Annotated in this window: 20 protein-coding genes; 10 read left to right on the top strand and 10 right to left on the bottom strand. The window is 69.4% G+C overall.

What is annotated here, in order from left to right; translation table 11 throughout:
- Nucleotides 1–58 precede the first annotated feature (58 nt).
- The 9 genes from ACMGFE_RS04485 to ACMGFE_RS04445 form a co-directional block, all read right to left on the bottom strand.
- Nucleotides 59–2,041 (bottom strand): MSCRAMM family adhesin, encoded by a 1,983-nt coding sequence (locus ACMGFE_RS04485; protein WP_436923884.1) that lies wholly within the window; start codon nucleotides 2,039–2,041, stop codon nucleotides 59–61.
- Between the two features lie 79 nt (nucleotides 2,042–2,120).
- A complete protein-coding gene (locus ACMGFE_RS04480; protein ID WP_436923883.1) occupies nucleotides 2,121–3,350 on the bottom strand; it encodes a digeranylgeranylglycerophospholipid reductase in 1,230 nt (409 codons plus the stop codon).
- 83 nt (nucleotides 3,351–3,433) lie between these two features.
- The gene (locus tag ACMGFE_RS04475) at nucleotides 3,434–3,934 is read right to left on the bottom strand and encodes a DUF7519 family protein (RefSeq protein ID WP_436923882.1); all 501 of its coding nucleotides are present in this window, start codon (nucleotides 3,932–3,934) and stop codon (nucleotides 3,434–3,436) included.
- Nucleotides 3,925–5,301, bottom strand: coding sequence for a DUF58 domain-containing protein (locus ACMGFE_RS04470; RefSeq protein WP_436923881.1), 1,377 nt, complete (start codon nucleotides 5,299–5,301; stop codon nucleotides 3,925–3,927). Before ACMGFE_RS04470 ends, ACMGFE_RS04475 begins: the two co-directional genes overlap by 10 nt.
- Nucleotides 5,294–5,878, bottom strand: coding sequence for a DUF7269 family protein (locus ACMGFE_RS04465; protein WP_436923880.1), 585 nt, complete (start codon nucleotides 5,876–5,878; stop codon nucleotides 5,294–5,296). Before ACMGFE_RS04465 ends, ACMGFE_RS04470 begins: the two co-directional genes overlap by 8 nt.
- Nucleotides 5,875–6,588 carry a DUF4129 domain-containing protein gene (locus ACMGFE_RS04460; protein ID WP_436923879.1) on the bottom strand — a complete coding sequence of 238 codons (714 nt, stop codon included), beginning with the start codon at nucleotides 6,586–6,588 and terminating at the stop codon, nucleotides 5,875–5,877. The genes ACMGFE_RS04465 and ACMGFE_RS04460 overlap by 4 nt, the downstream gene beginning before the upstream one ends.
- 10 nt (nucleotides 6,589–6,598) lie before the next feature.
- Nucleotides 6,599–7,285 carry a DUF4129 domain-containing protein gene (locus ACMGFE_RS04455; protein ID WP_436923878.1) on the bottom strand — a complete coding sequence of 229 codons (687 nt, stop codon included), beginning with the start codon at nucleotides 7,283–7,285 and terminating at the stop codon, nucleotides 6,599–6,601.
- A 439-nt stretch (nucleotides 7,286–7,724) separates the two neighbouring features.
- A complete protein-coding gene (locus ACMGFE_RS04450; protein WP_436923877.1) occupies nucleotides 7,725–8,588 on the bottom strand; it encodes a 2-oxoacid:ferredoxin oxidoreductase subunit beta in 864 nt (287 codons plus the stop codon).
- Nucleotides 8,585–10,363: a 2-oxoacid:acceptor oxidoreductase subunit alpha gene (locus tag ACMGFE_RS04445; RefSeq protein WP_436923876.1), complete on the bottom strand. Its 1,779-nt coding sequence runs from the start codon at nucleotides 10,361–10,363 to the stop codon at nucleotides 8,585–8,587. Before ACMGFE_RS04445 ends, ACMGFE_RS04450 begins: the two co-directional genes overlap by 4 nt.
- A gap of 234 nt (nucleotides 10,364–10,597) precedes the next feature.
- Between ACMGFE_RS04445 and ACMGFE_RS04440 the strand changes: the two genes are divergently transcribed.
- The 10 genes from ACMGFE_RS04440 to ACMGFE_RS04395 all read left to right on the top strand — a co-directional run bounded on the left by ACMGFE_RS04440 (nucleotide 10,598) and on the right by ACMGFE_RS04395 (nucleotide 18,379).
- Nucleotides 10,598–11,227, top strand: coding sequence for an FAD-dependent oxidoreductase (locus ACMGFE_RS04440; RefSeq protein ID WP_436923875.1), 630 nt, complete (start codon nucleotides 10,598–10,600; stop codon nucleotides 11,225–11,227).
- Between the two features lie 90 nt (nucleotides 11,228–11,317).
- Complete coding sequence (locus ACMGFE_RS04435; RefSeq protein ID WP_123537363.1) at nucleotides 11,318–11,497, top strand: HVO_2753 family zinc finger protein; 180 nt, start codon at nucleotides 11,318–11,320, stop codon at nucleotides 11,495–11,497.
- Nucleotides 11,498–11,499: 2 nt separating this feature from the next.
- On the top strand, nucleotides 11,500–11,766 hold the full coding sequence (locus tag ACMGFE_RS04430) for an elongation factor 1-beta (RefSeq protein ID WP_436923874.1): 267 nt from the start codon (nucleotides 11,500–11,502) through the stop codon (nucleotides 11,764–11,766).
- A 190-nt stretch (nucleotides 11,767–11,956) separates the two neighbouring features.
- Entirely contained in the window at nucleotides 11,957–14,425 is a 2,469-nt protein-coding gene (locus tag ACMGFE_RS04425; RefSeq protein ID WP_436923873.1) for a methyl-accepting chemotaxis protein, read from the top strand.
- 134 nt (nucleotides 14,426–14,559) lie between these two features.
- Complete coding sequence (locus tag ACMGFE_RS04420; protein WP_274323476.1) at nucleotides 14,560–14,850, top strand: 50S ribosomal protein L21e; 291 nt, start codon at nucleotides 14,560–14,562, stop codon at nucleotides 14,848–14,850.
- Entirely contained in the window at nucleotides 14,847–15,203 is a 357-nt protein-coding gene (locus ACMGFE_RS04415; protein WP_436923872.1) for an RNA polymerase Rpb4 family protein, read from the top strand. Before ACMGFE_RS04420 ends, ACMGFE_RS04415 begins: the two co-directional genes overlap by 4 nt.
- Nucleotides 15,204–15,274: 71 nt before the next feature.
- On the top strand, nucleotides 15,275–15,862 hold the full coding sequence (locus ACMGFE_RS04410; RefSeq protein ID WP_436923871.1) for a DUF655 domain-containing protein: 588 nt from the start codon (nucleotides 15,275–15,277) through the stop codon (nucleotides 15,860–15,862).
- Nucleotides 15,859–16,791, top strand: coding sequence for a 16S ribosomal RNA methyltransferase A (locus ACMGFE_RS04405; RefSeq protein WP_436923870.1), 933 nt, complete (start codon nucleotides 15,859–15,861; stop codon nucleotides 16,789–16,791). The genes ACMGFE_RS04410 and ACMGFE_RS04405 overlap by 4 nt, the downstream gene beginning before the upstream one ends.
- Nucleotides 16,788–17,402, top strand: coding sequence for a HemK2/MTQ2 family protein methyltransferase (locus ACMGFE_RS04400; protein WP_436923869.1), 615 nt, complete (start codon nucleotides 16,788–16,790; stop codon nucleotides 17,400–17,402). Before ACMGFE_RS04405 ends, ACMGFE_RS04400 begins: the two co-directional genes overlap by 4 nt.
- A gap of 149 nt (nucleotides 17,403–17,551) precedes the next feature.
- Complete coding sequence (locus ACMGFE_RS04395; RefSeq protein ID WP_436923868.1) at nucleotides 17,552–18,379, top strand: CPBP family glutamic-type intramembrane protease; 828 nt, start codon at nucleotides 17,552–17,554, stop codon at nucleotides 18,377–18,379.
- A gap of 49 nt (nucleotides 18,380–18,428) precedes the next feature.
- Here ACMGFE_RS04395 and ACMGFE_RS04390 read toward each other — a convergent pair whose 3' ends face one another.
- The gene (locus tag ACMGFE_RS04390) at nucleotides 18,429–20,267 is read right to left on the bottom strand and encodes a bacteriohemerythrin (protein ID WP_436923867.1); all 1,839 of its coding nucleotides are present in this window, start codon (nucleotides 20,265–20,267) and stop codon (nucleotides 18,429–18,431) included.
- Between the last annotated feature and the right edge of the window lie 35 nt (nucleotides 20,268–20,302).

Below are 20,302 nucleotides of genomic sequence, written 5' to 3'. Positions count from 1 at the left end.
CGATATGGGGACGAGCCAACGAAAGGGGTTGCGACCGAGGAATTCTGTTCCGGGGGCCCTACTGGTCGCTCGACTCGTCGTCCGCGGACGACGCTTCTGTCTCGTCCTGCTCGGCAGACGCGTCCGCTGCGTCGGCGTCCGCTTCGGCCGCTCCGTCGCCGTCCGAATCCGCCTCCGCGTCCGTCGCTCCGTCGGCGGCGGAACCGGTCTCTGACTCCGCCTCCGCGTCCGACTCGCCCGTGTCGTCAGCATCGGACCCGTCGTCCGCGTCAGCAGCATCGTCCGATCCGTCGGCCGCTTCGCTGGTATCGTCGGACCCCTCGACCACCGTCTGTGCGGACTGGACCTCCTCGTTCTCGTCGGTCGCCGGTTCGGTCGGCTCCGCGCCGCCGGCGCCTCCGTCACCGCCGTCGCCGGTGTCGAGCGGTGCGGCGCCACCGGTCCCCTCGCCGGGACCCGCGACGTCCTCGTCGTCGCCGCCGGCGAGGAATCGGTTGTAGAGTACCCCGCCCCCGCCGAGCGCGAGGATCACCGCGCCGATGCCGATCGTCGTCGGCGAGAGGCCGCCGCCGTCTCCCGTGGCCGCGGTCGTCCCCGTGTCGCCGTCACCCGGGGCGGCGGTCCCGTCACCGCTGCCCGGTGTTCCCGTCGGCGTGGGAGCGCTCGTGTCCGTCCCGTCACCGCCGCCCGCCGCGACGGTTCCGTCCGACCCGTCCGTCGGCGTGGGGGAGAAGGTCGGCGAAGGCGAGTCCGTCGGATCGCCGGCGGGCGTCGGCGTCGGACTCTGCGTGGGCGAAGGGGTGACCACGTCGTCGCCGCCGATCTGCACGCCCCAGCCGCGCTCGGTCGCGCCGGCCGAGTCCGCGCTGGCACCGACGGCGACGACTCCGGTAGCGTCTGTCAGGTGGAACCCGGTGAACTCGCTGGAGCCCGCGCCCCAGGTCCCCGACCACTTCATCTGCCCGTCGATCCCGAGGCTGGCGGCGTACCCGCGCGAGTCGACGCCGTCCCCGTCCGTCGCCGTCTCGCCGACGACGTAGTACTCCAGGTTCCGGTACGTGACGTCGTAGAGCGCGGTGTAGTTGTTCTCGGTGTAGCGCTTGTCCCAGAGCTTGCCGCCGTTGACGTTGAACTCCAGCACCCAGCCGCGCTGGTCGTTCGTCTTCGGGTCGAACGCGTTGGCGCCCGCCGCGACGAACCCGCTTCGGGTCTCGGTCACGTCGTAGAAGACGTTGTAGTCGTCTTTCGGGTTGGTCGAGCTACTGGAGTTCTTCTTGAACTGCTGGGAGAACTGCTGGACGCCGTCGCCGTCGAGCTTGTTCGCCCAGCCCGCCGTGTCGCCGGACGTGTCGACGTTCTCACCGACGACGACGTATCCGCCGTCCGAGTCCACGGCGACGCCGTGATAGCGACTGCGCGAGCCCGGCCCGTAGCGCTCCGCCCAGTCGATCTTGTTCTCGTCGGTCAGGCGCGCGACCCAGCCGTCGTCGAACCGGCTCGTCCACCCCGCGAAGACGAACCGACCCTCCCCGTCGACTGCCACCGCGCGCATGGTATCCGTCGTGCTGTCGCGCACGTGGAACACTCGCCTCCACTGCTCGACGCCCTCGGCGTCGACCCGGAGCGCGATCGCGTCCTGGGCGTTCGAGCCCTTCTCGTGGGTGTGACCGGCGACGACGAACCCGTCGTCGGTCGCGGCGACGTCGAACCCTTCCGTGACCGCTCGTTCAGCGAACGTCCGCTCCCAGACGACACGGCCCGCGACGGATATCCTGGAGAGCCAGATCACGCGCTCGTTCTCGCCCTCCGAGGGGTCGGCCGTCCCCACGACGACGTACCCGTCGTCGCTCGCGGGCGCGACCGCCTCCACCCTGCCGCCGTCTCCCATCTCGTACGTCTGATCCCAGCGAGTCTCTGGCGGCGCGGCCCGCTCGGCCCCCTCGGCCGCTGCACCGCCCGCGAGTCCACCGGCCGCCAGCGCCCCTGCACCGGCGACGCAACAGCCCGTGATGAATCGCCGTCTACTCGGTTCCCGTTCCATGCCATGGGAGGTGACCGGAGAGGGTAAAATCTTGTTGGGTCCCCGATGGGTTGTCGCAGTCCATCCCGACGGGACGTCCTCAGGCGTTCAGTCGTTCGCGCGCGAACCGCACGAGCAGCGGGACGTCGCTCAGGTGCATCAGGTTGCGCATCGCCAGCCGGTCGCCCTGGTTGACCTTCGCGAGGGTGTCGCCCTCCGCCCGTTGCAGGTCCGCCATCAGCCTGTCGTAGCGCTCGTTGGGCGCCAGGTAGAGCAGTTCCGTCATCAGCAGCCGCGTCTTCATCTTCGGCGCGACGTCGTCGTGCCAGAGTCGGTTGTAGACCCGCATCTCCTCGGCCGAGGTGTCGACCTCGCCGGTCAGCGCGCGGTCGGCGGTCGCCGCTGCCGCCCGTGCCGAAAGCATCCCCTTGTGGATGCCCTCGCCCCACAGCGGGTCGATCGTCGGCACCGTATCCCCGATCGCGATGAAACTGTCCGTGGTCATCTGCCCCGGTTCCTGGATGTGCGCCGAGCCGCGGTGTTGCTTGCCGTCGAGACGCTGTGCGTTCTCGAAGCGAGGGTCAGACTCCAGCCAGTACTCCAGGTAGTCGTCGATGCCCATGCCCTCTTTGGCGTACTCGCGGTGGCTGTCGTTCTGGATATAGCAGAGCCCGACCTTCGCCGTGTCCTCGCCGGTGTGGAAGATCCACGAGTAGCCGCCCGGGGCGAGGTCGTGGTCGAGCCTGAGCATCATCGCGTCGCGGCAGTCGGCGAAGTCGGGGTGGTCGACCTGCACGCCCTCGAACTCGTACTCGACGCCGATGGCCTGGCGCTCGCGGTCGAGGTCGGTGACGCCCAGGTCCTTGGCGAGCGGCGCCGCCGGCCCCGTCGCGTCGACCACGACGTCCGCGTATACCTCTTTCTGCCCGTCGTATCGGACGCCGACCACGTCGCCGTCCTCGGTGATCGGCTTCGAGACGCGGGAGTCGAAGCGGTACTCCGCGCCCTCCTCGCGACCCTCGGCGACGAGCCAGCGCTTGAAGTCGGCGAACTCCAGGACCGCGCCGGGCTGGTGGCGCACGAAGTGGTCGTTCGGGGACTCCAGCACGACGGTCTCGGTGTAGTTCATCACCACGTCGTCCGGGACGTTGAACGCCGTCATCATGGAGGGGAAGGTGCCGGCAGTCGACTTGTTGCTCTGACGCGGGAAGTCGGCCTCGGGCTCGGTCTCCAGCACGAGTACGTCGTACTCTCTCGCCGCCAGGTCGCGCGCGCACTGCGCTCCGGCGGGACCGGCACCCGCGATCACCACGTCAAAGCGGTCGCTCATAGGCATTGGTCCGGCGTCTGCGTAATTAACGTTCCTGAACGGATCGACCCCGTGCGACACGTTTCCGCCCTGCGCAAGCCGGCTCACTCCCGCAGCAGCCAGGCCAGAACCACACCACCCAGCAGGAGCGCGACCACGCCCAGCGACCCGCCGCTCGGGACCGTCTCGAAGAGCGCGTACCCGACGCCGGCCGTGAGTATCGCGACCGTCACGCTGCCGACGGCGTGGAGCAGTTCGACCCTGGTCGTCGCGACCGCCGCGTCGGCGTCGCGCTCGATCCCGATGGCGAACGTCCCCAGGTCCGCCGCGACCACGGCGCCGAAGGCGGCGAGCAACACCGACTCTGCGTCCGCCCGGCCAGTCGCGGCCAGTATCGTCGCGGCGAACAGCGTCGCGCCGGCGAACACGACCGACGACTCCGACCGGCCGATCAATCCGGCGACGAGCGCGAGCGCCCCCGCGACGCCGATCATGACGGCGATCGTCGATCCGCGGACCGCCGACAGCACCGCCAGCGTCGCGACGACCGCGAGGGCGTGACTCGCCCGCGGCCGACGCCGGTCGCGCTCGCGACTCACCGCCATCGGGGGCCACCCCCGTCCGTCGCGACCGCTCGCTCGGGCGTACCGTCCCGGGGCCCGACCGAACTCCCGTCGACCGGCCGCGCCGTCCACTCGACGACGGAGACGCCGGCGCGACGGCACTCGTCGAGCGCGAGTCGGCGCTCGGTCGCGGCCAGCCGCCGGTACGCGGAGTCGCTCGCCGTCACGTCCGGGCTCGCGACTGTCACGTCGTGGCCCCGCGCGTCGAGCGCGCGTGCCACCTCGACGGCTCGCTCGTCGACGAAGGGCGAACAGAAGACCACCTGCGCGTCGCCGGGCAACTGGGCGAGCAGGCGGTCGAACCCGTCGTCGACCGGCGCAGATCCGGCCACCCCATCCCCAGTCTGCGACGCGTCTGGTGGCCGCCAGCCGAACGCGTCGTGGGTCGTGAGCGCGTCGTGGAGTCGCTCGCGGTGCGTTCGGCCGGACGCCGGCGGGACCCAGCAGTTCCGTGGCGAGAGGGCCGCCAACCCGACGTGACAGCCGGCGTTCGCCAACCCGCCCGCGAGTGCGCCGGCAGCGTGAGCGCAGACGTCGACGGCAGGCCGGCGGTTCTCGCCCGCCGTCACGTAGGCTTTCCGCCGCGCGTCCACGAGCAGGACGACTTTGACGGTGCGGGGCTGGTCGAACTGTCGCGTCGCCAGTTCGCCCTCCTTCGCGTAGCGGTTCCAGTCGACGCTCGACAGCGAGTCGCCGGTCCGGTACTCGCGCACGGAGTGGAAGGCGATCCCCTCGCCAGTGGCCGAGACGGGCTGGTTGCCGGTGAGTCGAGTCGCCAGGTCGCCTAGCGGGGCCGACCGCGCCTCGTAGCGCGGGCGGCAGACGACAGTCGAACGGTCCGTGGCCTGCCGAGCGGTTCGCCGGCTCGCGCCGCTCACGTCCCGCGTCACGACGGTGAGGCTGTCGAACTCGTGGCGGCCGCGCACCGCCTCGAACTCGTAGGCGATCGACGCGCGCTTGCCCGGTCGCAGCGCGGTCGTGTGCCGTGCCGTCCCCTCGACGACTTCCAGCCCTGCGGGCACGTCGTCGCAGAATCGCAGGTCCGGGAGCGTGCGACCGCTCTCGTTCTCGACGGTGAGCGTGACGCGCACCGTGTCGCCCGGATCGGGGTCGGTGTCGCTGACGTGGCGCTCGACGGCGAGCGCGGGGTCGGGCGCCTCCGCGAGGCGGCTGTAGGCGGCGAACCCGACGCCCGCGAGGCCGGCGAGGATGGTGACTGGCGTTCCGACGAGGATGCCGACCGCCGTCGCCGCGAGCGCGAGCGCGTGGATCCCCTCCCAGCGACCGGTCCGTTCCAGTCGCTGTTCGCCCCGTGCGAGCCCGCTCCCGAGCGTCGCCGCCTCAGTCATCGGCGATCCTCCCGGCTCGTCCGGAATCGCCGGCGGGGTCGCTCTCATCACCGTCCCCCAGTCGGGCGATGGCTGCGGCCGCTCGCTCGGCGTGCCGGTCGAACGCCGGTTCGACGCCGGCGTGGACCGAGTCGTCGCCGTCGGCGAACAGCGCCGCGGCGTCCGGATCTCCGGTCCACGTCCCCTCGGCGAGTCGGGTCTCGGCTTCGGCCGGTGGTTCGCCTTCGAACCGGTCGAGGGCGTCGATCGCTGCCGTTCGCAGTCGCCGGCGGATCCGGTCGCGTTCGGCGGCGTCGCGCTCGCTCGCCCCGACGGTCCCCACCGCCGCCGCGAGGTCGTCGCCCGGGACGTCGTAGTCCGGGCGCTCGCCCGCTCGCGGGAGCGCTCCGGTGGCGTCGTCTTCGCCGTCGAATCGCTCGAAGGCCGCCAGCCCGACGCCGACCAGCGCGACGGCCCAGATGCCGAGCGTCAGCACCGTCGCGAAGTCGAAGCTGACGAGTCCCGGTCGGAGCGTCAGCGCGACGCCCGCGACGACGGCGACAGCGCCGAGCGCCAGCAGGAGCGTGCGCCGGTTCACGACCCGTCACCTCCGGACGAGCCGCCGTTGCGGTCCGCGCCAGCGTCGAGACGGTCCGCGAGTTCGCTGGCGCGTCGTTCCTGCTCGCCGCTGGGGACATCCCGCCCGTACCTGACCGTCTCGAACTGTCCGGTTATCCCCTCGACGGCGTCGGTGGGGAGGCCGCGGTCACGGGCAGCTCTGGCGGCCTCGCCGGGAGTCGTCGAGTCGTCGACGCCGTCGAGTCGGTCGGTGAGCCGACGCCAGGCCCTGACGACCGCGTTGTCGGTCGGCGAGTCGTAGGCAGGATCGACGGCGGGAGTCGGGGGATCTGATTTCCCGCCGTCGGCGCCGTCGTCATCCCGCGGCGGCGCTCGGGTGTCGTCGTCGGTCAGTATCACAGCGAGGGCGGCGGCGACGAGCAGTGCGCCGACCAGACCGGCGACGATCAGCGACGAGACGCCTCCGTCGTCACCGGCGTCGGGCGGGGCCGCTCGCGTCTCGCCGTCGACGGCCGTGGACTGGGAGGTCCCGTCCCCGGTGCCATTTACCTGAACGGGTGGTGCAGGGGTCCCGGTCGGCATCGGTTGAGTCGGCGTCGTCCCGGAGTAGAGCGTCGGCTGGCCGACGCCGCCGCCGAGCGACCCGGCGGCGGTGACGAGCGCGACCAGCGCGAGAAGGGCGATCAGGGCGGTCGCGAAACGCTTCACGAGCGAGACTGTTCGCCCCATCTACAAGTTTTTATCGACCGTCGGTCTGCGCCGACCCGGCTTGCCCGTCGTCGTCCGATACGCCGTTCGCCCCGGGTAACTCCTCGGCCGCGGTTTCCGCGCCCGCGACCTGCTCCTCGGTCGGCTGTTCGTCCCCGTACCGGAACTCCCTGAACCGGTCAGTGACGGTCGAAACGGGGTCGACCGGGAGACCGCAGTCGAGCGCCCGCGCGGCGACTTCCCCGGGCGTCGCTGTGTCGTCGGCCTCAGTTTGCTCGGCAAGTCGACGCCACGCCCGCAGGATGGCGCTCCTGTCGGGCGAGCGGTAGTCAAGGTCGACGCTCGGCACGGGATCCTCGTCCGCGGTATCGTCGCCGGCGGGAGCGTCTGGAACCCGCTCGTCGTCGCCGGTCAGGAAGACGACGAACAGGCCGCTGGCGAACAGCGACCCGACGACGGCGGGGACGAACAGCGGTGAGATGCCGCCACCGTCACTGCTCGCACCCGCGGGCGTCTCGGTCGGTGCCCGCTGAACGCTCGACTCGTCGTCGCCCGCGGGCACGTTCGTCGGCGGCGGCGCGTCGGTGAGCGTCGGTCGTCCGGTCGGCGTCTCGTCCCCACTGATCGACGGCCCTTCGACGGCGTCGAAGGTGCCCGCGGCTCCGGCGAACGCGACTAACGCGAGGAGCGCGACCAGTGCGGCTCCGAGACGCTGCACGTCGAGAACTGAGGACGGGATCTGTCAAGTGATTTCCGGCTGAAAAGACGCGGGTCTCCGTCGTGAGTGGTGGCGGTACGGTCGCGGTGACGGTGCGGTCGCGGGAGCGGGGCTGTGTGGTCGCGGCCGCGGTCGCGGTACGGTCGCGGTACGGTCGCGGAAACGGTTCGGTCGCGGTCGCGATAGCGGTATGGACGCGGTGGCGGTAACGGTGCGGTCGCGGTACGGTCGCGGTGGTGGTAGGTGCAGTCGCGGGAGCGGGGCTGTGTGGTCGCGGTAGCGTACGGTCGCGGGGGCGAAACGTACGGCGAGCGGAGCGAGCCGTTTCACCGGTCGCGACCGCAGGGAGCGACCGGCCTTTTTCACCCATGTTTTTGCGTGCGGGGTTCCCGCAGCGCGCCGCAGGCGCGCGAGGAAACCCCGCGCGCAAAAAGATGGTTTAGTAGAACTCTCGGACGAGGTCCATCGCGTCTTCGGGGGCGCCGTCGGGGATGTCCGACATGTCCTGGTCGATGCCCTCGCGTTTCTCCCAGGGGACCGAGTCGTCGTCCTGGTAGATGACGCCCATGTACTCCTTGTCGCCTTCGAGGATCTTGTCCTTGGCGTCGGCGCGGTCGTTGGGGTCGTGGTCGGTCTCCGCGAGGTCGACGAGGGAGTCGCGGAAGTAGTCGTAGGTGTCGACGTCGTTGAACGTGACGCAGGGCGAGTAGACGTTGACGAAGCCGAAGCCGTCGTGCTCGATGGCTTCCTGGACGATCTGGGCGTGGCGCTGGGCGTCCGAAGAGAACGACTGGGCGATGAAGGTGGCGCCCGCGGCCAGGGCGAGGGCGAGCGGGTTGACCGGGGGCATCTGCGGGCCCTCGGGGGTGGTGGCCGTCTCGAAGTCCTGGCGCGAGGTGGGCGACGCCTGGCCCTTGGTGAGGCCGTAGATGCGGTTGTCCATGACGACGTAGGACATGTCGACGTTGCGGCGGACGGCGTGGACGAAGTGACCGGCGCCGATGGAGTAGCCGTCGCCGTCGCCGCCCGCGACCATCACTTCGAGGTCGGGGTTGGCGAGTTTGACGCCGGTGCCGACGGGCAGGGCGCGGCCGTGAACGCCGTGGAGCGCGTAGCTGTGCATGTAGGTGCCGATCTTGCCGGAACACCCGATGCCGGCGACCACGAACGTGTTGTCGGGGTCGTTGCCCGTCTCGGCGAGGGCTTTCATCATGCCGTTCATCGTCCCGAAGTCGCCGCAGCCGGGACACCACGTCGGTTGCTTGTCGGATTTGAAGTCTGTGAATCGAACGTCTGAGCTCATTCTGCCTCGACCTCCTGTGAGCCGGCGTCGGTGCCAGCGAGTGTGTTCTCGATGTCGGTCGCGAGTTCGTCCGCCTTGAAGCGGACGCCGTTGTACTTGTTGACGCGCTGGACGCGTTCGAGGACGTCGTGTTCGATGACGTCGGCGAACTGCCCGGTGGCGTTACACTCGACGACGATGACGTCGTCGGCGGCCGCGATCTCCTCCGACAGGTCGGGCCGCGGGAAGATGTACGGCACCGAGATGAAGCGCACGTCGATGCCCCGGTCCTCGAGGAACCCGAGGGCCTCGCGCATGGCGCCCTCGTTGGAGCCCCAGGAGATGACGAGGGTGTCGGCGTCCGGATCGCCGAACTCGCGGTAGTCCCAGTCCTCCTGTTCCTTGGCGGTCTCGACCTTCTGGGTGCGCTTGTCGACCTGTTCGATGCGGACCTCCTCTTCCTCGGTCCGGCGACCGAGTTCGTCGTGTTCGAGGCCGGTGGTCATGTGGGCGCCGCCGGTCGTGCCCGGGAACGCGCGCGGGCTGATGCCGTCGGCGGACGGGAAGTGCGGCTGGAACTGGTCTTTCTCGTTGAGCCAGCCGTCGATCTCCTCCTCGTCGACGACCTTGCCGCGGTCGATCTCCACCTCGTCCATGTCGAAGGCCTCGGGCGGGAACGTCTGCTCGGTGACCGCGAGGGCCAGGTCCGAGACCAGGTAGACCGGCGTCTGGTACTTCTCGGCGTAGTTGAACGCCTCGACGGTCTTCCAGAAACACTCCGAGACCGAGGTCGGCGCGACGACGAACCGCGGGATCTCGCCGTGGCCGCCGTACAGGGTCATGTTGAGGTCGCCCTGCTCCTGTTTGGTCGGCATCCCGGTCGAGGGACCGGAGCGCATCACGTCGCAGATGACCAGCGGCGTCTCGGTGGTCGCGACGAGGCCGAACGTCTCGGTCATGAGGTCGATGCCGGGGCCCGAGGTAGCCGTCATCGCGCGTGCGCCGGCGCGGGCGGCGCCGAGCGCCATGTTGATCGCGGAGAGTTCGTCTTCGGCCTGGACGACCTTGCCGCCGTAGCGGTCGATGCGACCGGTGAGATACTCCATGACGTCCGTCGCGGGCGTGATGGGATACCCCGAGTAGAAGCGACAGCCCGCGGCGATGGCGCCCATGCCGATGGCCTCGTCGCCGTTGAGCAGGACGTAGTCCGCGTCGGTGGTCTCGATGTCGTAGTCGAAGTCGTGGTCGTACTCCTCCTGGACGTGTTGCTGGCCCAGGCGGGCGGCCTCCTTGTTGTTCTCGACGATGGCCTCGCCCTTGTCGCCGAAGCGCTTCTCCAGGGACTCGTCGAGGTTCTCGATGGGGAAGTTCGCCACTTCGCAGGCCGCGCCGAGCGCGACGACGTTCGCCATGATGGCGCCGCCGGCGTCCTCGGCCAGGCGCTGGAGTGGGACGGACAGGCCGATCATCCCTTCGGGAACTTCGACGTCCTGCATCGTGGAGCGCTCACCGTCGTAGATGATGACGCTGCCGTCGTGCAGTTCGTCCATGTTCTCGTCGATAGTGCGCTCGGTGAGCGCGATGAGGATGTCGAGCCTGTCGACGACGCTCTCGACGCGGTCGACCGACGTCCGGACCTTGTAGGCGGTGTACCCGCCCCGGATCCGTGACGCGAAGTCCTTCGAGGTGAAGACGTGACGGCCGGCACGCGAGAGTGCCTGAGCGAATATCTTCCCGGTAGAGTCGATCCCGTCACCGGCTTCACCGCCGATGGCCCAGTTCAGGTCCTCGGGCATATTGCACTTTAGTATCTTCTGCCCGGCAAAAAGACTTCTGTAATGGCCGCGAAATCCGACCCCCGCTTTCGTCGCAGAACTGGACACGCGGGCGAAAACAGGCGGTTTCGAACAATCGGTAACACTGTCCTGTATTGATGAACGCCGTTTCGGTCGACGAACGTCCAACGAGTCGAGACGCCACCGACAGTCGGGAACGAAAGGACCTTGCGCCGGGGCGTGCGAACGGCGAGCATGGAAGATACCGAGGTCTCAGTCGTCGCCGTCGAATCGGTCGGCGACGACGCCATCGCGATCGACTTCGAGACGCCTGACGGGTTCGACGCCCGTCCGGGGCAGTTCGTGAAAGTCGCGCTCGCGGGCGTCGACGAGTCGCGTTTTTACACCATCTCGTCACCAGACGTGCGCGAGACCTTCGAGATCACCGTCGGCATCGATCCCGACGGCGAGGTGGGGCCGCGGCTGGAGGAGCTCGAAGCCGGGGACACCGTCGAGGTGTCGGGCCCGTTCGGGAACGCCTACTACGAGGACGAGGAACGCGTGTTGATCCTCGCCGGCGGACCCGGCGTCGGGCCGGCGATCGGCATCGCCGAACGGGCGCTGGACGACGGCGGCGAAGCGGCCATCGTCTACCGCGACGCGGCGCCGATCCACGACGACAGACTGACCGACCTGAACCAGCGCGGCGCGTCGATCGCGGTCCTCGCGCCCGAGTCGCCGCTCGAATCGTCCGTCGCGGACGCGCTCACCGACGACACGCAGGTGTTCGTCTACGGCTTCGCGGAGTTCCTCGACGACGCGACGGCCGCCATCGCCACCGCCGGGGGCGAACCGGACGCCGCGAAGGTCGAGAACTTCGGGTAGCGGACGGCGAGACCGCGGACCGGCCCGTCTACTCGCCCCGGCCGACTGCACTTGGCAACGGTTAAAAACCGTGAGAGGATACGCAGTGGTATGAGCGAGAGCCAACAGAAACGCAAGCAAAAGTGCGTCTCGTGTGGCATCAACATCGCCGGCACGAACGCCGCCGCGTTCAAGTGCCCGGACTGCGGGCAGCAGATCTACCGCTGCGCGAAGTGCCGCAAGCAGAGCAACCTCTACGAGTGCCCGGACTGCGGGTTCATGGGGCCGTAACGATGGGGAAGGTCGCCGCGCAGATCAAGGTCATGCCGCAGAGCCCGGACGTCGACCTGGACGCGCTCCAGGAGCGTCTCGAACAGTCACTCCCCGAGGGCGCGAAGATCAACGGGTTCGAACGCGACGACGTGGCGTTCGGCCTCGTCGCGCTGCTCCCGACCGTCGTCGTCCCCGACGAGGCCGGCGGCACCGAAGCCGTCGAAGAGGCCTTCACCGAGGTCGAAGGCGTCGAGTCCGTCGAAGTCGGCGACGTCGGCCGGCTCTAAACGACACCGACCTCGCTTCTCTCAGTCACCGTCCGCCGCCAGCCACTGGTTCGCCCTCGGTCGAATCGGCCGTCGCTCCGAATCAGCAGTGATATCGGTCCAGAAAACGGGGATACATTCCAGTACTGCTACTTATCACATCTGAGATTGCGCAGGAATACTTAACTCAACATGTACTGTCGGAAAATCTATGGACCGTCGGATATCGAGGTTCCTGCCGGACAGGATTCGTCGCAGTTATGTACGACAGTTTGCGACCGCCGTCGCGGTCATCCTCCTCGTGCTGGTGTTCGTGCTCGGCGGCGTCTACGCAGCGGAGCAACAGCGACAGAGCAGCACGGTGCAGGACACGCTCGCGTCGTCGACAGACCGGAACGCGGAGGAAGCGGCGAGTTGGTACCGAGAGCACTCCGCGTCGGCCCAACTCGTCTCCCAGTCGGGGAAGCTCAAGCCGGAGCGAGCCGACAGGGTCGGAACCGATCTCCGGAGTATGCGCAATTCGCTCCCCAATGAAGTCGTCGGCGTTCACTACATCAACTGGCAAGAGGGGACGGTGCTGGCCAGTTCCGAGGCGCTGCCCGACGACCGCGCAACCAGGCTTCCGTGGCTCGACGAGATCGATCTCGACGGCGTCGGCGTGACGCTCGTCGGGACGACCGAACCGTACGTGATCGACAACGACACGCGGATCGCCTTCTACAGTCAGACCCAGTACGGGATCGGGTACGCGTCCGTCCTCGAAGTGTCCGTCTCGGAGTCGTTCGACTTCCAGGAGCCGGTCGACGGGAGTCGGACGCAACTGCTCTACCGGAACGCGACGCTCCTCTACGACGAGGACAACGAGACGCGCGTCGGCGAGACCTACGACGGCCCCGGCGCGGAGACGCTGTACAATCGCACGGAGTACATCCCGGCGCTGTCGAGCCTCGGCATCGACAACACGATGGCCAACGCGACGCTCGTGGAGCAGGACGGACGGGTCGTCACCTACCAGGGAGTCGCGGACGCACGGATGGCCGTCGTGACGACCGCGTCGACCGACGTGTACGGCGTCGCCACGCAGACCAAGCTCTACCTGGCCTTCGTCTTCCTCTTCGTCGCGCTGAGTCTCGGGACGGTCGGCGTCGTCGTCGAACGCCCGGTCTCGCGCTCGATCAGTCGACTCGCCGACCGGACGGAAGCGATCGAGAACGGCGACCTCGACGTGGACCTCGAAACGCACCGGAAGGACGAGATCGGGACGCTCTACCGGCGGTTCGCCTCGATGCGCGACTCGCTGGCCGAGCGCATCGACCAGATCGAGACCGCCCGCGAGGAGGCCAGGGCAGAGGCCGACGAGGCCAGACGCGAGGCCGAGCGCGAGCGCGAGGCCGCCGAGCAGTTCACGGAGCACCTCGAAGAGACCGCCGACGACTACGGCGAGACCATCCGTGCCTGCGCCGACGGCGACCTGACGCGCCGGCTCGATCCGGACGAGGAGAGCGAGGCGATGGCGGAGATCGCCCGCTCGTTCAACGACATGATGAGCGACCTCCACGAGACGGTCGGGCGCGTCCTGTCGTTCACCGACGAGGTCGCCAACTCGACCGCGCGGGCGACAGAGGCGACCAGGGAGGTCCGGTCCACGAGTCAGGAAGTGAACGAGTCCGTGTCGGGGATCGCCGCCGACGCGAGCGAGCAGGACGAGTACCTCGGCGAGGTCACCGAGGAGATGAACGACCTCTCGGCCACCGTCGAAGAGGTCGCCGCGACGACCGATACCGTCGCGGACCTGGCCGAGGAGACGAAGTCGCTCGCCAACGACGGCTCGACGGCCGCGAACGAGGCGATGACCGAGATGGAGACCATCGAGTCGCGGACCGACGAGACCGCGGCGGAGATCCGCGCGCTCGACGAAGAGGTCGAGCAGGTCGCCGAGATCGTCGACCTCATCGACGACATCGCGAGCCAGACGAACACGCTCGCGCTGAACGCATCGATCGAGGCCGCCCGCGCCGGCGAGTCCGGGTCCGGGTTCGCCGTGGTCGCCGCGGAAGTGAAGGAACTCGCGGAGGAGACCAGCGAGGCGACCCAGGAGATCGACGAGCTCCTGACCCAGCTCACCGAACGGACCGGCGAGGCCGTCTCCGACATCGAGTCGATGCAGTCGGACGTCGAGAGCGGCGTCGAGACCACCCAGCACGCGCTCGACGCGCTCGACGAGATCGCCGAGCAGGTGCGCGAGACCAACGACGGCGTCCAGGAGATCAGCGACGCGACGGCCGACCAGGCCGACTCCGCCCAGGAGGTCGTCTCGCTGGCCGACCGCGTCGCCGAGATCAGCGCCCGGACGGCGACGAGCGCCGAGAGCGTCGCCGAACGGACCGACGAACAGGCGGCGAGCATCGACGAAGTGAGCGACACCGCCGAAGCCATCGAATCCCAGGTCGACGAACTGCGCGACCTGCTGGCCAGCTTCACGGTCCAGGTCGACGACGCCGTGTCGCCGGACGACTCGGAGACGCTCACCGAACCCGCCGTCGACGAGGTCGACGCGGACGGCGATATCGTCGCAGCAGACGAGACTGACGCGGACGGCGAGATTGTCACACCCGACGAGACTGACGCGGACGGCGATATCGTCGCGGCCGACGAGCCGGTCGGCTCCGACGACGACTGAGCCGCGACCGGGGGCGGCGCCCGGTCAGGGCGGCCGAGCTACCCGCCGCGTCCCACTCATTTTATAAGCGTGACCGGGTTGACGGCAGCGTAACGCACGTTTTATAAGCGTGACCGGATAACGGAACCGCACGAATGCCCAACTCCAACGGACCCCAGAAGAAGACGCGCAAGAAGCTCCGAAACAAGCCCCGAGAGAGCGGGACCTCCCCGCCCCAGCGAGCGGTCGCGGAGTACGAGGTCGGCGAGAAAGTCCACCTGAAGATCGACCCGAGCGTTCCGGAAGGTCGCTACCACCCGCGCTTCGACGGTCGGACCGGTGAGGTCGTCGGCGAGCAGGGCGCCGCGTACAAGGTCGCTATCGTCGACGGCGGCACGGAGAAGACGCTCATCGTCAAGCCGGCCCACATCCGCAGCCAGGCATGACGATCTTCAAAGAGAAGGTCGACGAAGAGTTCCTCACGGTCGCCGAGACCAAGGACATCCTCGCGGAGCTCGAACGCGAGCGGGCGGCCGACGAGGACCGCGAGATGCGCTACGAGCTCGCGCGCGCCATCGAGCACGTCAACCGCTTCGCCGTGCTCGACGCCGAGGAGTCGCTGGAGTTCGTCGACGAACTGCTCGAACTCGAGAAGGTCGACGAGCCGACGGCCTACAAGATCGCGAACCTGCGACCGCAGGACCGCGACGAACTGCGGGCCATCTACGCCCAGGAGCGGTTCACGCTCTCGGGCGACGAACTCGACGCCATCCTCGAAGTCGTCGCCAAGTACGTCTGACTCCGACCGCGATTTTCCCGCGACCACCCGACTGCGGGGGTTTAAGTTCCGTCTCGCCCTATTCGTCTGTCATGAGCGACACCGAGCGCGGCGACGACGCGTCGGGGGGACCCACGGCCGTCGTCCTCGACTTTCTCGCACACGGCCGCACCGAGGACGACCGCCCGCAGTACCAGAAACAGCCCCTGGCCTACGCGCTCGGGCGCGAGGACTTCCGCCTGTACGAGGTCGTCCTCGCACCCGACGCCGACGTCTCCATCGGCGACGATCTGGTCGTCGACAGGGCGGCCGACCACATCGAGCGCGCGGGCGAGGCCGAGTACGAGGACCTCCCCGGTGGCGCCCAGTCCGAACTCGACTACGCCGTCGAGGACCTGGTCTCCGAGGAGGAGCGCCGTTTCGTCGACTTCTACAACGACGCCCAGCCCATCACGCTCCGGCTCCACCAGCTGAACCTCCTGCCGGGCATCGGGAAGAAGCTCCGCAACGCCATCCTCGACGAGCGCAAGCGCGGCCCCTTCGAGAGCTTCGACGACCTCGAAGCGCGGGTCGACGGCCTGCACAACCCCCGCGAGGTCGTCGTCGAGCGCATCCTCGAAGAGATCCGCGAGGACGACCTGAAGTACCAGACCTTCGCCCGCCGGAACGACGAGGAATGAACGGCGAGAACGCGACCGACGGGAGCGGAGACGGGGGGACCGCCCCGACCGGAGGGCCGGAGCCGGAACCGGCGACCGGGTCCCGCGACCCCGACGCCCTCCTGCGGCGGGCCGGCGTCCGCGGCGACCCCGACCACGACCAGCACTTCCTGGTCGACGACCGCGTGCTCGACCGCCTGCCCGGATACGCCGAGGAAGCCGACGTCGACCTCTCGCACGTCCTGGAGATCGGCGCCGGGACGGGCGCGCTGACCGACCGCCTGCTCGCAGTCGCCGACCGCGTGACCGCGATTGAGCGCGACCCCGACCTGGCGGCCTTCCTCCGCGAGGAGTTCGCCGCGGAAGTCGAGGAGGGCCGGCTCACCGTGATCGAAGGCGACGCACTGGAAGTCGACCTCCCGGACTTTACGGCCTCGATCTCGAACCTGCCCTACGGCCCCTCAAGTGAGCTGGCCTTCCGGCTGTTGCCGGAGAAGCGACCGCTCGTCCTGATGTTCCAGCGGGAGTTCGCCGAGCGGATGGCCGCGGAACCGGACACCGAGGACTACGGCCGCCTCTCCGTGACAGCGGGCCACTACGCCGACGTGGAAGTCGTCGAGCCCGTCCCGAAAGAGGCGTTCTCGCCGCCGCCGGCCGTCCAGAGCGCCGTCGTGCGGACGACGCCCAGGGACCCGGACTACGAGGCCCCGGACGTCGACTTCTTCATGGACTTCCTGAAGGCCGTGTTCACCCAGCGCCGCAAGACGATGCGCAACGCCGTCCGGAACACGGCGCACATCTCCGGACTGGGCGACCCCGACGCCGTGGTCGAGGCCGCCGACGAGAACCTGATGAGTCGCCGCGCCGGGAACGTGACGCCCGCGGAGTTCGCCGACCTGGCGACGATCGCCCGCGAGGTCGGGGAACCGGGCGAGCACCCGTCGGCATGACCGACGAGCGCGGAGCCGGCGGATCAGACGGGACGCCGAGCCTCGCCGACCAGCGAGACGTCGAGCAGGTGTACCAGCCCGCCGAGGACTCGAAACTGCTCGCCGATGCGGTGGTCGAGCGGGTCGAAGCCGGCGACCGGGCGCTGGACGTGGGCACCGGGTCGGGATACGTCGCCGCGCGCATGCGAGACGCGGGCGCCGAGGCGGTGGGCGCGGACCTCAACCCCCACGCCTGCCGCCAGGCCGCCGACAGCGGGATTCCCGCCGTACGGGCGGACCTCACGACGGCGTTCCGCGACGGCGCGTTCGACGTGGTGACGTTCAACCCGCCGTATCTGCCGACAGAGCCCGAGCAGGAGTGGGACGACTGGATGGAGCGGGCGCTGTCGGGCGGCGAAGACGGCCGCGCGGCCATCGAGCCCTTCCTCGACGACGTGGCGCGAGTGCTGGCGTCCGACGGCGCGGCCTACCTGCTCGTGAGTTCGCTCACCGACCCCGACGCCGTGCGCGAACTAGCGGCGGAGAACGGCCTCGAATCCGAGCAGGTGGCGAGCGAGTCTCACCCATTCGAGACGCTGCTGGTGATGCGATTCGCTCGCGACGACGGCTGAACGCGGGCCGCGCCCGCGCTTCCCGCGTCGACCGCGTCAGTTCCAGCGCGTCCTGCGGTCGCGCCGACCGAGTCGACCGCGTTGGTTCGAGCGCGATCCAGATCGCGAGGCCCGCGCTTTGATGATAACTGGTCTCGAATTCGTCCATAATGAGTGACGGAAACAGATCGTCTCCGGTCGCGTTCGGCGTCTTCCTCGTCCTCGCGTTCGGCTGGTCGTGGGCCTTCTGGGGACCGCAGGCGCTCGTCGAGACCGGCTACCTCGGCAGTTCCCCGACTCTCCCCGCGCTGGGCGCCTTCGGCCCGTCCGTCGCCGGAATCGTCGTCGTCGCGTGGCGACGCGGGCGCGCGGGGCTCTCCGACCTCGCTCGCAGGGCCGTCGACGTCGGGTTCGCCCGGTGGCTCTGGGTGCCGATACTCGGCCTGTTTCCGCTCGTCGCCGCCGTCGCCGCGGGCTACGCTCGCTTCGCCGGTGCGGGGCTCCCGACGCCGCCCTGGGCGGGAGCGCCGGTGGCCCTCCCCGTCGCGTTCGGGTACATCCTGCTCCTCGGCGGGCCGCTCCAGGAGGAGTTCGGCTGGCGCGGGTACGCCCTCGAACCACTGGTCGACCGGGCCGGACGCCTGGGTGGGAGCGTCGTCCTCGGGCTGCTGTGGGGGCTGTGGCACCTCCCGCTGTTCTATATCCCCGGGCGGACGATCTACTACCAGAAACCGATCTGGGGCTTCGTCGCCTCGATCGTCATGGTGGCCGTCGTGATGACCTGGCTCTACGACCTGACCGGCGGGAGCCTCCTCGCGATGCTCCTCGTCCATACGTCGTTCAACTGGACCACGTGGGCGATCCCGGTACTCGATATCGATCCCGGCTCGCTCGCGTTCGTGATCGGGCAGTTCGTCGTCGTCGCCGCTATAGTCGCCCGATGGCGGTCGAACGGATCGGGGCTCCGTTCCCGAGTTCGCCCCGGTTCCGAGGGGTAACTGCGCGGCACCGACCACCGTCTGGGACCAGCCCTCGCGGGACCGCTGCTCAGTCGACCGTGACCGTCCCGTCCGCCTCGACGCGGCCGTCCGTCCCGGTCCGGTACCACTCCTCGGCCGGCCGGCCGTCCGAACCGAGTCGACCGACCGTCACCGTCGGGCCGCGGACCAGCAGTTCGCCGTCCTCGGAGTGGGCGAACTCCAGGCCGGCCACGGGGCGGCCGGCGGTGCCCGCGAACGACGATTCGGGGGTCGCCATCGCGCCCACGCCGGCGGTCCCCACCGTGCCATAGAGGTTCCTGACGGGGACGCCGAACCCGGCGAACAGCGACAGGAGGTGCTCGTCCAGGCGGCCGGCGCCACAGAGGGCGTACTCCAGGTCCGCGAGTCCGAACTCCTCGCGGAGCGGTCCGTAGACGAGGCGGTCCGCGGCGGCGTATTTCAGTGGCGTCCCGCTGCCGTCCAGTTTGTCCCGGCCGTAAGAGGCGACGCGTCCGCCGACCTTGCGTTTCATCCAGTTCATCGACCCGATGCGGTCCTGGAGCGCGCCGTAGACGCGCTGATAGACCACCGGAGTGCCCACGAGGACCGACGGGCCGACCGCCGCGAGACTTTCGACGAGCCCCTCGGGCCTGGCGTACGCGACGGCGCTGCCCGTCGACCAGAGGTAGTACGCCGCGACGCGCTGGTAGACGTGCGCCAGCGGGAGGAAACACGTCCCCGTTGCGCCCGGGGCGAGCGGCAGTTCGGCTTCGAGCGCCGCCGCGGCGGCCAACAGCGACCGATGGGCGAGCGCGTGTCCCTCGGGGTCGGCGGCGGCGGGGTCGAACACGACCGTCGCCACCTCGCCCCCACCGACCGAGCGGCCCGGTAACTGCCCCGGGTCCGCAGTCGGGAGGTCGTCGATGTCGGTCCGGACGGGCACGTCGGACAGCGGCCCGTCTCCCGGCGTCTCAGCGCTCACGACGCCGGCGAGACCGACGCGCTCGACGGCGTGACCCGTCTGGTCGGCGTCGAAGGATGGGAACAGCGGGACCGAGACGAGTCCGGCGTACTGGCAGGCCAGGTCGGCAACCGACCACTCGTAACTGGGATCGGCGGCGATCCCCACACGGTCGCCGGGGTCGAGGTCAGTCGCCAGCAGGCCCGCCGCGACACGGCGAGCGCGCCGGTCGAGGTCCGCGAACGTGCGCTCCTCGTAGCCGTCGTCCGCGAGGACCAGCGCGGCGGTCCGGTCCCCGTGGGTTTCGGCGACCGACGCGAACCAGTTCGCGACGGAGCCGTCGGGGACCTCCAGGGGGTCCCCCTCGCTGGTCGGACCAGCGGGGGAGACGGCCTCGTCCGCTGGACCGGCGTCCGCCGGGTTCGCGGCGTCCGCGCCGGGACTGTCTGCCACCGCCGAGCGGCGCTCCGTCCGGAGTGCACCGGGGGCGTACTCGTAGTCGTCGTCGACCTCCGAGCGGTAGTAGTCGGCGTAGTTCTGGTCCTCGTCGAGGGCGGCGATGTGGGAGTCCAGCCAGTCCCGGAGGAAGGTCAGCACCTCCATCGTGACGTACTCGCCGTTCTCGTGTTTCTCGCGGAACTCGGCGACCTTGGTGGCGAAGCCCTCGTGCATCTCGCGGTGGTCGTAGAAGCAGTCGGCGCAGTCCATGGCGTACCCGCAGTCCTGCATGAACTCCTCCTCGTCCCCGAAGTGGTACTCGGTGTAGCGTTCGAGTTCCCGCAGGATGTCGCCGATCTCCTCCTCGGAGTGGCCCTCGTCCATGGCCGCGTGGAGGTCGTTGAGCAGTCCGAACAGGCGTCTGTGCTGCTCGTCGAACCGGTCGATGTGGGTGCTGTATCGCTCGTCGTCCCAGTCGGCGAACTGTTCGTCCGAGGGCGCTTGCATACCCACCGATCGCGGGCGATCCTTGAAAACGCCGT

Origin of the sequence: Halosimplex amylolyticum, assembly GCF_051414035.1 — an archaeon.
Lineage (GTDB): Archaea > Halobacteriota > Halobacteria > Halobacteriales > Haloarculaceae > Halosimplex > Halosimplex amylolyticum.
The sequence above is the reverse complement of the archived record's forward strand: the minus strand, read 5'-3'. Positions and strand labels throughout refer to the sequence as shown.

What these genes read in the sequence shown, in the direction of transcription:
- ACMGFE_RS04485 (WP_436923884.1), bottom strand. Translation starts at nt 2,041, where the DNA reads ATGGAACGGGAACCGAGTAGACGGCGATTCATCACGGGCTGTTGCGTC.
- ACMGFE_RS04480 (WP_436923883.1), bottom strand. Translation starts at nt 3,350, where the DNA reads ATGAGCGACCGCTTTGACGTGGTGATCGCGGGTGCCGGTCCCGCCGGA.
- ACMGFE_RS04475 (WP_436923882.1), bottom strand. Translation starts at nt 3,934, where the DNA reads ATGGCGGTGAGTCGCGAGCGCGACCGGCGTCGGCCGCGGGCGAGTCAC.
- ACMGFE_RS04470 (WP_436923881.1), bottom strand. Translation starts at nt 5,301, where the DNA reads ATGACTGAGGCGGCGACGCTCGGGAGCGGGCTCGCACGGGGCGAACAG.
- ACMGFE_RS04460 (WP_436923879.1), bottom strand. Translation starts at nt 6,588, where the DNA reads ATGGGGCGAACAGTCTCGCTCGTGAAGCGTTTCGCGACCGCCCTGATC.
- ACMGFE_RS04450 (WP_436923877.1), bottom strand. Translation starts at nt 8,588, where the DNA reads ATGAGCTCAGACGTTCGATTCACAGACTTCAAATCCGACAAGCAACCG.
- ACMGFE_RS04445 (WP_436923876.1), bottom strand. Translation starts at nt 10,363, where the DNA reads ATGCCCGAGGACCTGAACTGGGCCATCGGCGGTGAAGCCGGTGACGGG.
- ACMGFE_RS04440 (WP_436923875.1), top strand. Translation starts at nt 10,598, where the DNA reads ATGGAAGATACCGAGGTCTCAGTCGTCGCCGTCGAATCGGTCGGCGAC.
- ACMGFE_RS04435 (WP_123537363.1), top strand. Translation starts at nt 11,318, where the DNA reads ATGAGCGAGAGCCAACAGAAACGCAAGCAAAAGTGCGTCTCGTGTGGC.
- ACMGFE_RS04430 (WP_436923874.1), top strand. Translation starts at nt 11,500, where the DNA reads ATGGGGAAGGTCGCCGCGCAGATCAAGGTCATGCCGCAGAGCCCGGAC.
- ACMGFE_RS04425 (WP_436923873.1), top strand. Translation starts at nt 11,957, where the DNA reads ATGGACCGTCGGATATCGAGGTTCCTGCCGGACAGGATTCGTCGCAGT.
- ACMGFE_RS04420 (WP_274323476.1), top strand. Translation starts at nt 14,560, where the DNA reads ATGCCCAACTCCAACGGACCCCAGAAGAAGACGCGCAAGAAGCTCCGA.
- ACMGFE_RS04415 (WP_436923872.1), top strand. Translation starts at nt 14,847, where the DNA reads ATGACGATCTTCAAAGAGAAGGTCGACGAAGAGTTCCTCACGGTCGCC.
- ACMGFE_RS04410 (WP_436923871.1), top strand. Translation starts at nt 15,275, where the DNA reads ATGAGCGACACCGAGCGCGGCGACGACGCGTCGGGGGGACCCACGGCC.
- ACMGFE_RS04405 (WP_436923870.1), top strand. Translation starts at nt 15,859, where the DNA reads ATGAACGGCGAGAACGCGACCGACGGGAGCGGAGACGGGGGGACCGCC.
- ACMGFE_RS04400 (WP_436923869.1), top strand. Translation starts at nt 16,788, where the DNA reads ATGACCGACGAGCGCGGAGCCGGCGGATCAGACGGGACGCCGAGCCTC.
- ACMGFE_RS04395 (WP_436923868.1), top strand. Translation starts at nt 17,552, where the DNA reads ATGAGTGACGGAAACAGATCGTCTCCGGTCGCGTTCGGCGTCTTCCTC.
- ACMGFE_RS04390 (WP_436923867.1), bottom strand. Translation starts at nt 20,267, where the DNA reads ATGCAAGCGCCCTCGGACGAACAGTTCGCCGACTGGGACGACGAGCGA.